13 protein-coding genes are annotated in these 12049 nt (G+C 61.1%); 1 reads left to right on the plus strand and 12 read right to left on the minus strand.

The window, feature by feature from the left end; translation table 11 throughout:
* Positions 1-57 precede the first annotated feature (57 nt).
* The 5 genes from AC1RQ5_RS17670 to AC1RQ5_RS17690 all read right to left on the minus strand — a co-directional run bounded on the left by AC1RQ5_RS17670 (position 58) and on the right by AC1RQ5_RS17690 (position 4938).
* Positions 58-1284 (minus strand): ABC transporter substrate-binding protein, encoded by a 1227-nt coding sequence (locus AC1RQ5_RS17670; RefSeq protein ID WP_493200652.1) that lies wholly within the window; start codon positions 1282-1284, stop codon positions 58-60.
* A gap of 136 nt (positions 1285-1420) precedes the next feature.
* Complete coding sequence (locus tag AC1RQ5_RS17675; protein ID WP_493200653.1) at positions 1421-2662, minus strand: FAD-dependent monooxygenase; 1242 nt, start codon at positions 2660-2662, stop codon at positions 1421-1423.
* A gap of 29 nt (positions 2663-2691) precedes the next feature.
* Complete coding sequence (locus AC1RQ5_RS17680; protein ID WP_493200655.1) at positions 2692-3645, minus strand: PDR/VanB family oxidoreductase; 954 nt, start codon at positions 3643-3645, stop codon at positions 2692-2694.
* Positions 3632-4690 carry a Rieske 2Fe-2S domain-containing protein gene (locus AC1RQ5_RS17685; RefSeq protein WP_493200656.1) on the minus strand — a complete coding sequence of 353 codons (1059 nt, stop codon included), beginning with the start codon at positions 4688-4690 and terminating at the stop codon, positions 3632-3634. The genes AC1RQ5_RS17680 and AC1RQ5_RS17685 overlap by 14 nt, the downstream gene beginning before the upstream one ends.
* A gap of 68 nt (positions 4691-4758) precedes the next feature.
* Entirely contained in the window at positions 4759-4938 is a 180-nt protein-coding gene (locus tag AC1RQ5_RS17690) for a hypothetical protein (protein WP_493200658.1), read from the minus strand.
* On the opposite strand from AC1RQ5_RS17690, the gene AC1RQ5_RS17695 reads away from it, so the two are divergent.
* Positions 4937-5683, plus strand: a complete 747-nt coding sequence (locus AC1RQ5_RS17695) for a TetR/AcrR family transcriptional regulator (protein ID WP_493200660.1) — start codon at positions 4937-4939, stop codon at positions 5681-5683. The two genes, AC1RQ5_RS17690 and AC1RQ5_RS17695, sit on opposite strands and share 2 nt — an antisense overlap.
* A 117-nt stretch (positions 5684-5800) precedes the next feature.
* On the opposite strand, the gene AC1RQ5_RS17700 is transcribed toward AC1RQ5_RS17695, so the two are convergent.
* From AC1RQ5_RS17700 to AC1RQ5_RS17730, 7 genes are all read right to left on the minus strand, one after another.
* Positions 5801-7117 carry an MFS transporter gene (locus tag AC1RQ5_RS17700; RefSeq protein WP_493200662.1) on the minus strand — a complete coding sequence of 439 codons (1317 nt, stop codon included), beginning with the start codon at positions 7115-7117 and terminating at the stop codon, positions 5801-5803.
* A gap of 166 nt (positions 7118-7283) precedes the next feature.
* Positions 7284-8312 carry a 2,5-dihydroxypyridine 5,6-dioxygenase NicX family protein gene (locus AC1RQ5_RS17705; protein WP_398478338.1) on the minus strand — a complete coding sequence of 343 codons (1029 nt, stop codon included), beginning with the start codon at positions 8310-8312 and terminating at the stop codon, positions 7284-7286.
* Positions 8313-8356: 44 nt separating this feature from the next.
* On the minus strand, positions 8357-8995 hold the full coding sequence (locus AC1RQ5_RS17710; RefSeq protein ID WP_398478336.1) for an N-carbamoylsarcosine amidohydrolase: 639 nt from the start codon (positions 8993-8995) through the stop codon (positions 8357-8359).
* Between the two features lie 7 nt (positions 8996-9002).
* Complete coding sequence (locus AC1RQ5_RS17715; protein WP_493200665.1) at positions 9003-9758, minus strand: maleate cis-trans isomerase family protein; 756 nt, start codon at positions 9756-9758, stop codon at positions 9003-9005.
* On the minus strand, positions 9755-10567 hold the full coding sequence (locus AC1RQ5_RS17720) for an alpha/beta fold hydrolase (protein ID WP_493203464.1): 813 nt from the start codon (positions 10565-10567) through the stop codon (positions 9755-9757). The genes AC1RQ5_RS17715 and AC1RQ5_RS17720 overlap by 4 nt, the downstream gene beginning before the upstream one ends.
* Positions 10568-10572: 5 nt before the next feature.
* Positions 10573-11721, minus strand: a complete 1149-nt coding sequence (locus tag AC1RQ5_RS17725; protein WP_493200667.1) for an FAD-dependent monooxygenase — start codon at positions 11719-11721, stop codon at positions 10573-10575.
* A 102-nt stretch (positions 11722-11823) separates the two neighbouring features.
* Positions 11824-12018, minus strand: a complete 195-nt coding sequence (locus AC1RQ5_RS17730) for a hypothetical protein (RefSeq protein ID WP_493200669.1) — start codon at positions 12016-12018, stop codon at positions 11824-11826.
* Positions 12019-12049: the final 31 nt, after the last annotated feature.

Consider the following 12049-nt stretch of genomic DNA (forward strand, 5'->3'; position numbering starts at 1 on the left):
CGCGTGTTGCGCTCAAGAACGTCCGGGCGCCCTCGCGAGAGGACGCCCGGTATCAGGTCAGTCAGTGGCGGGACGCAGCTTGCGCACTTCGTCATCCGAGGGCAGCAGCTTGTCGCCCGGCGCGTAGTGATAGTTGACCATCACGCCTTTGCCGTCCTCGACGGCGAGCTTGCCGACATACAGACCCCAGGTGGCCTGGTGATCGATTTTGCGGAAGCTCATCTTGCCATCGGGCGTATCGAAATCCAGACCTTCGAACGCCTTGACCATCGAATCGCTGTCAGTCTTGCCACCCGACGCCGCGACGCCGGCTGCAATCGCCTTGATCGTCGAATAGCCGATGATCGAACCGAAACGCAGATTCTCCTTGCCGTACTTCTTCTGGTATTCGGTGAGGAACGCCTGATGCGCCGGCGTCTTGATGCTGTACCAGGGATAACCGGTCACCAGCCAGTTTTTCGGGATCTCGTCGCGCAACGGCTCGAGATATTCGGGCTGGCCGGTGATGATGCTGAACACCGGCATCTGCTCGCCAAGGAAGCCTCGCGTGTTGCCTTCACGGACGAACTGCGCAAGGTCGGAGCCGAACAGCGCGTTGAAGACACCGTCGGGCTTGGCGTCGGCCAGCGCCTGGATCACGCTGCCGGCGTCGATCTTGTTGAAGGGCGGCGCCTGCTCGGCGACGAATTCCACGTCAGGCTGCTTCTCCTTCATCAGCTTCTTGAAGACGGATGCGGCCGAGGTCCCGAATTCATAGTTCGGATAGACCAGCGCCCAGCGCTTCTTCTTCAGCTTCACAGCCTCATCGACCAGCGAGGCGACCAGCATGTAGGTCGAGGAGTCCAGGCGGAACGTGTATTTGTTGCCGACGCTCCAGACGATGTTGTCGCTGAGCGCCTCGGTGATCAGCATGAAGCGCTTCTTCTGCTTGGCATAGTCGGTAAGCGCGGTACCGATATGGGCGTAGAAGGCGCCGGCGAGGATATCGACCTTCTCGCGCGTGACCAGGTCTTCGGCCTGGCGGATGGCTTCGCCGGGATTGGCATTGTCATCGCGGGTAATCAGCTCGAGCTTGCGCCCGGCGACGCCGCCGGCGGCATTGATCTGATCAATCGCCAGCATCATGCCCTTTTTGTAGCCGTCGGTGAAAACAGGCTGGGACTTGTAGCTATTGATCTCACCGATCTTGATGGGCTCCTGAGCGTGGGCCGAGAACGACGCGCCAATGGCGAGCGTGGCCAGGCCGGACAATAAGACGTGTCGCAAACGCACTTGTTTAGTCATGACTTCCCTTCTCCTGTGAACAGTAAAATTTCAAACGCTGGCATTTTCTTGGAATCAAATGTTGGAGCGGCGCCGCGGTGGACCGCGCGGCCTGCACTCACCTCGATCTGACGCACGCTATGCAGTTTGCGTGCCTTCAGGATGCCGCGCTCAGAACCGGACGCTGGTCGAAGCGCTCCCGGCAGGTGCGGGCATCATATTGGTAGACCCACTCGGCCTTGATCCCGACCGCGTTGGGGTTCTCCGCCTGCTCGCGTTTGAAGGCGAGATCGCGCGCGCGCAGTTCCTCGGGCGACGACAGATGATAGGTGCGGCCGCGTTCGCGCGCCTCGAGCTGCACGCGTGTGGTGCGCGGGCGACGCTCGGCTTCATACGCATCGAGTGCCGCGTCGAGCGCAGCCGGTCCAAAATGGCTCAGCGCCTGGGCCAGCACATAACCATCCTCGACGGCCATCGCGGCGCCCTGCGACAGGAATGGCAGCATTGGATGCGCGGCATCGCCGAGCAACGTGACATTGCCTAGCGACCAGCGCTGCATCGGATCGCGATCGAACAAGCCCCATTTGTAGATCTGGTCGGGATTGGTGAGCTCGAACAGCTTGATCAGGTTGTCATGCCAGCCGGCAAAACCGTCGAGCAATTCCTGCTGGCTGCTCTTGATGGTCCAGGATTCCTCGACCCAGCCGTGGTTCTCGTTGACCGCGACGATGTTCACCATGTCGCCGCCCTTGACGTAATAGGTCACCACATGACCCTTCGGCCCCATCCAGAATGAGGATGTCGGGGTCACAAAAGGCAGCGGGAATTTCTCGACCGGCACCAGCGCGCGCCAGCACATATGGCCGGTATAGCTCGCCGGCTCCTGGCCCCACAGAGCCGCGCGAATGGGCGAGCGAACGCCATCAGCGCCGACGACCAGATCAGCGGTGTATTCGCTGCCATCCTCAAAGGTGACGACCGTGCGCCCGGCCTTCTGCTGCAACCCTGTGCAAGTGGCGCCAAATGTAACGCGTTCCGGCGCGATATCCTTTGCCAGCATCGCGTGCAGATCGGCGCGGTGGACGTGATAAAACTCGGCGCCGAACACGCGCGGGCAGACCTCGCGCAGCGGCGTGCGGAACAGTTCCTCGCCGCTCTGCCAATTCCAGCCCATCATGGCTTCCGGCAGAAAGCCCGCAGCCGCGAGATCGGGCGCAAGAGCGAGCGCCTCCAGAACCTTAACGGCATTGGGCGTCATCTGCACGCCGGCACCGACTTCGCCGAAGACGGCGGAGCGCTCGAACACATGATAGTCGATGCCGAGCCGATCCAGGCTGCGGGCCAAAGCCACGCCGCCGATTCCGCCACCGATGATGGCTACATGGAAATCCTTTTGCATCACGTTTCCTTTGTGGGACTGCATGTGGCTCAGATATCGAGATCAAGTGTGGTCAGCCCGCGCGAACAGCAGGCCATCATGACGGTCGATGTTGCGCGCGCGGCGGGTGCAATCACCTGATCGCGATGGTCGACGCTGCCCGACAGCACGCGGACCTCGCAGGCACCGCAGATGCCTTCTTCGCAGGAATAATCGAGGTCGATTCCAGCAGCGAGACAGGCGCTGAGCACGGTCTCGTCAACGCCGACCTCGAGTGTGCGACCCGAGCGCGCGAGATGAATGGAGAAGCTGCCAGCAGGTCCGGCCTCGACCGGAGCCGCTGCAAAGCGCTCGCGATGCACGAGATGGAGCGGACGCTGCGCGGTCAGATCATCGAAGGCATCGATCATGCGCGTCGGCCCGCAACAATAGAGCGGCGCATCGTTCGGAATATCCGCGAGAACGTCGGCCAGGCGCGGCGCCGGCCCGCTGGTGTGATGCAGCCGCACGCTGCCATCGCTGATCGCCGCAAGCTCGTCGTGAAACAGCGCCGCCTCGGCACTGCGCGTCCAGTAATGCAGCTGAACGGGCCGCCCTTCCGCGACCAGTTTGCGATACATCGAAATGATCGGCGTGATGCCGATGCCGCCGGCCAGCAAATAGGATGTCGTCGCCGTCGCTGCATTGAGCGCGAACAGATTGCGCGGCTCCGAGCCCGGATAGATCTCACCCGTCACCGAGTGCCGATGCCAGGCGCTCGAGCCGCCCCTCCCCTCGGTCGCCTCCTGCACCGCGATTTCGTAACTGTCCAGACGCGGCTGCGGCCACAGCAGCGAATATTGCCGCAGGAATCCGGGCGCCACTTCAAGATCGATATGCGCGCCAGGCTCGATGGCCGGCAGCGGCTGCCCGTCGCATGCGGCGAGCCGGTAGAGATTGATCCCCGGCGCACCGTAGCGCACCTCGACCAGCCGCAGCTTCAGGCCCAGTTCAGATGACGCCATAGGTGATACCCTTGGCGCGCAGCCAGGTCCGGTAGCGCTGGCCCATCAGGTCGGTGCGGTGATGCAATTCGTAGCGCAGCTGGGTCGGAATACGCTCCGGACGCTGGGTCTCGACGATTTCGCGATCTTGATTGAACACCACATCGGCACGATCACGGACCGTTTTCGGATCTGGGTGCGGATTGACATTCATCGCCGCGCAAACACGCGCGATGGTCGTCTTCTCATCGACCGGCTGACAGACGAAAAACGTCGCGAACAGATCAGACTTTTCCGAGATGATATTGCCGGATTTGTCGGCGTCCTGTGTGCGCTTGGAGAAGTAAGCCACAAGCGGACGGAACGTGTGATAGGTGTAGAACGCCATCAGCGGCACGCCACGCGCATCGCCATGCGGTTGAAACACCTTCACTTCCGACGACCGCAGTCCGATCTCATCCTCGAACACATCATAGGGATCGAGCTTGTCGGGATTGTCCATCACGCCATTCAGGCCGGCATGGACGAAGGGGAAGTGGCTCGCATCGATGAAATTCTCGATCGAGCGAAAGCCATTGGCGGCATATTTATAGGGTCCGCTATGGACCTTCATGAAGCTCGGGTCATCCCACTGCGGGAAGACCGGGATGTCATTGGCCGGCTCGCCAAGGCACACCCAGACGAAGCCGTAACGCTCGACCGCCGGATAGGGAAAGGCCCGCGCCTTCTTCATGGGCGTCTCGTCGGGGGCGGCCGGCATCAATGTACAGCGCCCGGTGCCGTCATATTCCCAGCCGTGATACGGGCAGACCACGCGATCGTTCTTGATCCAGCCCTTTGAGAGCCGCGCGCCGCGATGGATGCAGAGATCCTCCCAGACGTGGATCTGGCCATCGGCCGAGCGCCAGCCGATCAGGTCGCGCTCGAGCAGGCGAACCGGCTGGATCTTGTCGGCGACGAAATCGGTGGAATAGCCGACGACATGCCAGTCGTTGAGCAGGACCGGATCCTGACAACCATCATCTGCAGTGATCGGCTTCTGGGCCGACAAGGTCGCGACGGACATTCGAACTCCTTTGCGTTGGCCTGAGCTGGGCTTTATTTGGTCAGCCATATAATTATTTTGCTGGCCAGTTATATAATTTTGTTAGCAATCCCCGTGCCAGCTTGAGAGAACGCAGGAAATGGCATCAGGATGAGGATGTGCGGGCTCGCCGCCATCGTCATTGCCATTCCGATGCTGCGATTTGCATCAATTCTAAGCGCGGGGATGCTCGAAATGCGACCACGGCCGAGGAGCGACAGCGACGCCATGAACCGCGTGTCCGGCCGCCGCGGCGTGTCGTCCGCGGAGTCCCCCACCAAGCGTCCCGGCCGCCCCGAAGGCGGGAACGGTACGATGCGGACCGGCATCATGGATGCGGCCGAAGTCGTGTTTGCAAATGAAGGCTATGCAGGAACGACCCTGCGCAGCATTTCTGAACTTGCTGGCGTGACGCAGGCGCTCATCACGTACTACTTCGGCTCCAAATTCGAGCTGTTCAGCGAGACATTTTTGCGGCGCGCTCAGCCGATCGCGGATGCGCGGATCGCAAGCCTCGAGAAGCTGCAGGCTCAGGGCAAGGCCGACGATGTCGTCGCCATCGTCGAGGCCTTCCTGCAGCCGGTGCTGGATCTGCGCGGAACGGCGCAAGGTCCGGCCTTTCTGCGACTGCATGCCCGCCTGCACACCGAACCGCCAAACCTGTCCTATGAATTGCGCAAGAAGGCCTATGACGAGTCGACGCAACTCTATATCGGAGCGCTGCACAAGGCGCTTCCGCATCTGTCGCGTTACGATGTGCAATGGCGGACCACGCTGATGATCGGCACCTATCTTTATGCGCTGTCGGATACCAACCGGATGGAGGACATGGTGCCCGACGCCTACGATCCCAAGGACGAAGCCAGGCTGATGGCGGAGACGGTCGCATTCATCACTGGCGGCATCTGCCGCGACACACCAGCAAAAAAGAGCTCCGATAAGATCGTCAAGAAAAGCAAGAAACGCAAAAGCTGATCGGCCGCACATCGCAAACATCGCTGTCCCGTCGATGTGGATAGGCCACCCTGCCCGCTTGTCACAGGATATGAGATGCAGGCCGTTGCCTGTCGGCAACGACCTGCCAGACCGGATTTATTCCAGCGGACGTCCCATGGTTTCGACGTCCATAAGGCTGACACAGAAAGCGGCAGCGGCGAGCAGGCCTGCGATCGTGACCAGTGCGAGCGTAAAATTCGTCGCCATGATCGGTGCCACCACCGACGGTGCAAGCAGACCGCCGGCACGCGCCACGGCACCCGCAGCACCCATACCACTGCCACGCAGACGCGTCGGATAGACTTCCGGCGTGAAAGCATAGACGCCGGCCCACGTGCCCAGTAGCGCGAAGCTCATCAGCAGCGTGACACCGACCACAACGACGCTCGACGTGCCAAGGCCATAGGCCAGGCTTCCAACAGCGCTGAGCAGAATGAAGCCGATCAAGGTCGGCTTGCGGCCCCAATGCTCAACACCATAGGCAGCAAGCGCGTAACCTGGGATCTGCACCAGCGCAATCAGGATGAGGAAATACTGTCCGCGCATGAAGCCGAAACCTTGCGCCGACAGTTGCACGGGTAGATAGACGAACACGCCGTAATACGAGATCGAGATCGCGAACCATGCCACCAGCAGCAGGATCGAACGACGCCGAAGCTGCGGCGAGAACAATGCAAACACCGACTGCTGCTTCTGCTCCTCGGGCTTGATCGGACCAATTTCGACATTGGTGCCGTTTTCGCGCGCCATGCGCTGCAGGACTTGCCGTGCCTGATCCGATTTTCCGGTTCGATTGAGATAGAGCGGAGACTCCGGCACATAGAAGCGGACCAGCACGCCGATCAGCGCGGGGACCCCGGTGACGAAGAAAATCGTGCGCCATGCATCGCCGCCCTGCGTTCCCGCAAACAGCGCAAGTATCGCCAGCGCCACGGTGCCGACGGCCCACAGCGACTCCAGCCAGACCAGCCAACGCCCACGACGGTCCGATGGCAGAAACTCGGCCATCATGGCATAGTCCACCGGCAACGTGCCGCCGACACCGATGCCGGTCAGCAGCCGCGCCAGCAGCAGCCATTCGAAGCTCGGAGAGAAAGCCGAAGCGACACCGAAGATCGCATCGATCAGAACGGCGCTGAGAAGAATGGGGCGACGCCCGTAACGATCGGCCAGGCGACCAAACACGAAAGCGCCGATCAGCATGCCGACAAAGAACAGCGTGCCGGTCTGCAGGGCCTGCGGAACGGTGATGCCAAAACTCTTTGCAATCGATGGCGCACTGAAGCCAATAGCCAGCACCTGCATCGCATCCGCAGCCCAGACGAGGCTGAAGATGACGAACAACTTACGCTGAAAGAATCCGACACCCGCCTGGCGGATGCCCTCTTCGATCGTAATCAATGGTTGGGACACGATAGATACCTCTATGTAAAATAACTGAGTACCCTTCAGGCAATCAGAGATTGTTCCGGCGGGCGGATTTCTCCCCGCAGGTCGGTTGGTTCAGACGATTGCAGCGGTTTCGGCCGCCCTGACCCGCATGCCAGATGACATCTGGCGTGCGGGTCTACGGATCAGGTCAGCGAGCGACCTGCATTTCTTTCACGGCGATATCGCCGTTGAGCACGATCGGCTCGTCATCCAGGAAGAGCGAGCAACCACGCAGCGGAATGTCGAGATGGCAGGCGGTGTCGTTGGGGCCGCCGAGTTCGTTGTTCGGGCCGGTCGAGAACATCACATTGCCGTAGAACGAGCGCGGCTCCATGCCCATGCCACCGGGGAATTCACCCGGCACCATCGCATGCCACTTGGCATTCTGATTGAGACCCCAGCCGACATGGCTCATGCCCATGCCGCGCGGATCGTTGAAGGCAGACATGTAGGACTTCACCAGTTCCGCCTCGAGTCCGCCGCGGATATCGGTGACCCATCCCTTTTCGATCGTGTAGGTGATCGGCTCGCGCACATAGATGTTCTGCGGCAGCAGGATGTCGCCCGGTCCCACCACGAATGTGCCATCGACACCGTCATCGTCACCACCGGTGAAGACGAAGCCCGACGGCCAGTGATCCCAGCGCCCCGGCTTGTCGGTGCAGGCATATTCCGCAATGGTCGGATAGGTGTTGAGCTTGTAGGTCACGTCGGTGCCAAATGGCGAGGTGATGCGCATCACCTTCGCCTTTTCGAGCAGCTCCGCGCCGATCTCGACGCGCTCGCGCAGTTCCTTGGTCGGCATCATGCGCGCCAGCAATTCCGGCGGCTCCACGGCGGTGAGGATGCGCGTGCCGGACGCCTGGATCGCCATCTGCTCAGGGCTGAACAGCAGGAAGATGCAGTCGATCAGCATGTCGGCGGCCTTGAGCGCCTCGACGGCTTCCGGCATCGCCGCGAGTCCGGTCTGGCCGACGGCCCAGGCGCCGATCGGCGGCACCGATGGCAAACGCATGTGATACATCTTGGCGCCGAGGCGCTGGCCTGCCGCCATGAAGGCATCGGCATAGTCCAGGCGATCATTGCCCTGGGTCAGGACGATGAGTTTCTCACCCTCGTGAACACCTGACATCTTGAGCTGCTGCAGGCAGATTTCCGTGAAGCTGAACTGATCCATTCTCTTTCCTCACTTGATGGGGCTCGAGGACCCGGAGATTGATGTTAGTTGGCGGCGGCTTCGGTGAGACGCGTCACAGTCTCTGACAGACCGATGACGTCGCCATATTTCGCGTCGATGTCGAACAGATTTGCCTCATGCGGTTCGCTGTGGCGATCCCCGACACAGTCCCGCACCACGATGGTGCGGAAACCGTATTGAACGGCATCCACCGCGGTGGCCCGGATGCATCCGCTGGTCGAACAACCGGCGAGTACAACGGTGTCGATACCCTGCGCGTGCAGTGTCGGTGCAAGACTGGTGCCGAAAAACGCGCTCGCATATTGCTTGGTGATGACGAGTTCACCTGCCTCGGGTGCAACGCCGTCGCAGAACTCGGCGAGCGGATTGCCGCCCACCATCGCAGCCATGACAGGCGATTTCTTGACCCAGATCCCGCCATCTGCGGCATCTTTCGCGAAATACAGGATGTTGGTGTGGATCACCGGCACGCCATTGCGACGCGCCGCGTTCAGAAGCGTCGGCGTCTGAGCGACGGCCTCGACAACGCCCGGCGCGAAGAGTGGCGCGCCCGGCGTGGTATAGGCCTTCATGAAATCGACGACGATGACAGCGGGACGCTTGCCGAAGCCGATGCGATTGCCCCAGACACCTTCGTAGTTCTGCGACGCGGACACGGTCATGATGGCCTCAATAGGCGCCAGAGAGAAGGCAACCGGCACCGGGCACGACCGGTTCCAGATCGAGCGCCTTCAGCATCTGATAGGTGGTGGCGACCGCAGCCGTCAGTGTCGGCTTGCCGGTCATGGCCTCGACCTTGGCGACACTGGCCAGCGACGGCATCTGCACGCAGGCGGACAGCACGATGGCATCGACATTCGATGTATCGAGCTCCGCCACGATGCCCGGCAATTTTGCCGGGTCATGCGCTGCGACCTTCAGATTGTCGGAAATTTCGAGCGCACGATGCGTCACCACAGTGATGCCCTCGGCTTCGATATAGTCGATCACCATCTTCGTGAGCGGCTTCATGTAAGGCGCCACCACGGCGATGCGCTTGGCACCGATCACGCCCAGCGCTTCCACCAGTGCACCGGCACTGGTGACCACCGGCGCAGGCGCACCGTTTTCCGCCGTCACCTTCTGCAGCCGCGCCTGGCTTTCGCGGTGATAGCCATGGCCCATCGACATGATGGCGACCAGGCAGGCATAACCGAGCACGTCGACGCGGGCATCGGACAGTTCGAGCGCGCAGCGATCGGACTGGCCGTCCATGGCGGCGAGTTCTTCCTTGGTCACGTGCTTCATGCGCATGCGTGCCGAATGGAAGGTGAAGCGCTCGGGACGGATGAGCTGGCGCGCGGTCAGCATCGCAGGAATTTCCGTCTCCATCGTGATGTTGGAGCTGGGAACGATCTGGCCGATGCGGAATGTCTTGAACGTCATGACAATGTCTTTCGAAGGGAAGTCCCAAGGATGCTGTCGACAGCGCTGATGAAACCCTGGAAGTCATCCCACGGGATCATGTGGCCGGCATCTGGCACGTGAACGATCTGGAGCTTGTTATTGAGCGACGACAGCTCAGCGATGTCTTCGGACTGGATCACGCCCCCCTTCCCCGCAACCATCAGTGCAGCAGGCAGTTTGAGGCCAGGCACGTCGTCGTGAAACGAGGTCTCGTGAAAGTCGTTGAACGCCTTCACGATTGCCGGCGCGAAGCAGGTGTGCAGCCATTCGGCGCGCAGCGCGAGCTGCTCATCGGTCCAGGTCGGACAGAACGCACGCATGGCTTCGGCATCCATACCGGTCGTCGCTTGCGCGATCGAGTCGGTGTACCATGGCAGCTTCGATGGATAGGCGCGACGCCCCGGCCCCGAGACCGGCGGATCGACAAGGACAAGATGCGCCATGCGGGCCGGCTGCTTGCTCGCCGCACGTGCCGCGATGCGCGCGCCCATCGAGTGGCCGAGGACGACGGTATTGTCCAGGTTCAACGTGTCCAGCAAAGCAACGAGATCGTCGGCCATCGCATCGACGCCGTAGTCGAGTTCCGGCCCCGTCGAGGACAGTCCGCGCCCGCGCACATCAACGACATAGGTGTCGAAGTTCTGCGCCAGCGCCTCCGCCACGAATTCCCAGGTGATCGCCGGGCTGGTGATGCCCGGAACGATCACCAGCGGCTGCCCGCTATGCCCATAGCGCAAGACGTGCTGCCGAATGCCGTTGGCAACAACGTTGAAGCCGGATTGACGCATGCGGCTCACGCGGCAGTCCCGTCGCGCAGCGGCTGCGCGAAGATGTCATAGCCGAACACCCAGGCCGGATCTTCCTGCGTGCGCAGCCATGTATTGGCGTTGGAGACCGACTGCACCCGCGAGGCGCGCTCGCGACGATTGGATTCATACAGCGTGAAGGCGGTTCCGAAATCCGACAGGCCGGTTTCTTCCAGGCAGCGCGCCAGCATTGCGCCGTCTTCGATCGCCATGGCGGCGCCCTGCGCCATATGCGGCTTCATCGGATGGCAAGCGTCGCCAAGCAGAACGATACGACCCGTGCTCCAGACCGGCAGCGGCTCACGATAAAACAGCGGCCACTTGGTGATGTCTTCGGCGACATCGATCAGCGCCTGGACTTCCGGGTGATAGCCCGCGAAATCCTGCTTCATGTCTTCGCGGCTGCAAGGCACGAAAGCGGTGTCGTATTCCCACTTCGGATGCGGCACACCGCTCACGAAATAATATTCGTCGCGCGCTTCGGTCGTGTAATAGACCATCAGGTGACGGTCTGCGGTCCACCATTTCACGCAAGGCTCGAACGGGAACGGATATTTCTTCAATGCGTCGCCGCGAATGAGCGCGCGGTGCCCGATCCAGCCGGTGTCCTTCGGCGCTTCGGCACCGAACATGTGCTCGCGGAGCTTCGAATTGATGCCGTCGGCGCCGATGACAATATCGGCACGGTGACGCGTGCCATCTTCGAACACCAGATCGACACCGTTGCCGTCATCGTGGCACTCGATCAGCTTCTTGTCGTAATGGAGCCGCGCATTGCCCAGCGCTGCGATCTGGAACTCGTGCAGGTCGCCGCGATGGATGGTCACGTAAGCCGCGCCATATTCCTTCACCGCGAAGTCGCCGAGCTTGATCCGCGACATGTAGTCGCCGGTGTTGCCGTCGCGGCTGAACCAGAAATCGGGCTTCGAGCCCTTGTGAGCCACCGCGTCCTCGATCCCCATCCGACGGAAGATCTTCATCACGTTCGGACCCATATGGATGCCGGCGCCGAGTCGCGAGAAGGCGGGCGCCTGCTCGAACACATCGACCTCGAAACCAGCCTTCTGCAGGAGCACTGCCGCACAGGCGCCTCCTAGACCAGCTCCGACAATTGCAATGCGAGGGGTGTTGGACATCGGTGGCTTCGCTCCAGTGCTGATCAGTGACACTGACCAATATCAATTTTTGTAGCGTACACACTATTTTTTCCGATGTGCAATAGATCATCCGCACAGTTTTTATGCTGCATCTGCGTAAAAAACTGCCGTATCGCAACATTTTAACGCAATACTTGAGAAGGCAACGTCGATTGACAATTGTCCGCTGCCGTCAATAAATAGCGCACACGCTACATGTTGCTTGGTCGTAAGGTCGGCCAACGACGGGATGATGCGGCGCGATAATCCCGAGCCGGAATTATCGATGGCGGTCATGACAATGTCGGACGGCTCAAACTCCTGGACG

Source organism: Tardiphaga sp. GW821-FHT12E02 (genome assembly GCF_058807155.1).

Excerpts from the sequence above, each read along its gene's own strand:
- AC1RQ5_RS17670 (WP_493200652.1), bottom strand. The coding sequence starts at position 1,284 with ATGACTAAACAAGTGCGTTTGCGACACGTCTTATTGTCCGGCCTGGCC.
- AC1RQ5_RS17675 (WP_493200653.1), bottom strand. The coding sequence starts at position 2,662 with ATGCAAAAGGATTTCCATGTAGCCATCATCGGTGGCGGAATCGGCGGC.
- AC1RQ5_RS17680 (WP_493200655.1), bottom strand. The coding sequence starts at position 3,645 with ATGGCGTCATCTGAACTGGGCCTGAAGCTGCGGCTGGTCGAGGTGCGC.
- AC1RQ5_RS17685 (WP_493200656.1), bottom strand. The coding sequence starts at position 4,690 with ATGTCCGTCGCGACCTTGTCGGCCCAGAAGCCGATCACTGCAGATGAT.
- AC1RQ5_RS17695 (WP_493200660.1), top strand. The coding sequence starts at position 4,937 with ATGAACCGCGTGTCCGGCCGCCGCGGCGTGTCGTCCGCGGAGTCCCCC.
- AC1RQ5_RS17690 (WP_493200658.1), bottom strand. The coding sequence starts at position 4,938 with ATGGCGTCGCTGTCGCTCCTCGGCCGTGGTCGCATTTCGAGCATCCCC.
- AC1RQ5_RS17705 (WP_398478338.1), bottom strand. The coding sequence starts at position 8,312 with ATGGATCAGTTCAGCTTCACGGAAATCTGCCTGCAGCAGCTCAAGATG.
- AC1RQ5_RS17710 (WP_398478336.1), bottom strand. The coding sequence starts at position 8,995 with ATGACCGTGTCCGCGTCGCAGAACTACGAAGGTGTCTGGGGCAATCGC.
- AC1RQ5_RS17715 (WP_493200665.1), bottom strand. The coding sequence starts at position 9,758 with ATGACGTTCAAGACATTCCGCATCGGCCAGATCGTTCCCAGCTCCAAC.
- AC1RQ5_RS17720 (WP_493203464.1), bottom strand. The coding sequence starts at position 10,567 with ATGCGTCAATCCGGCTTCAACGTTGTTGCCAACGGCATTCGGCAGCAC.
- AC1RQ5_RS17725 (WP_493200667.1), bottom strand. The coding sequence starts at position 11,721 with ATGTCCAACACCCCTCGCATTGCAATTGTCGGAGCTGGTCTAGGAGGC.
- AC1RQ5_RS17730 (WP_493200669.1), bottom strand. The coding sequence starts at position 12,018 with ATGACCGCCATCGATAATTCCGGCTCGGGATTATCGCGCCGCATCATC.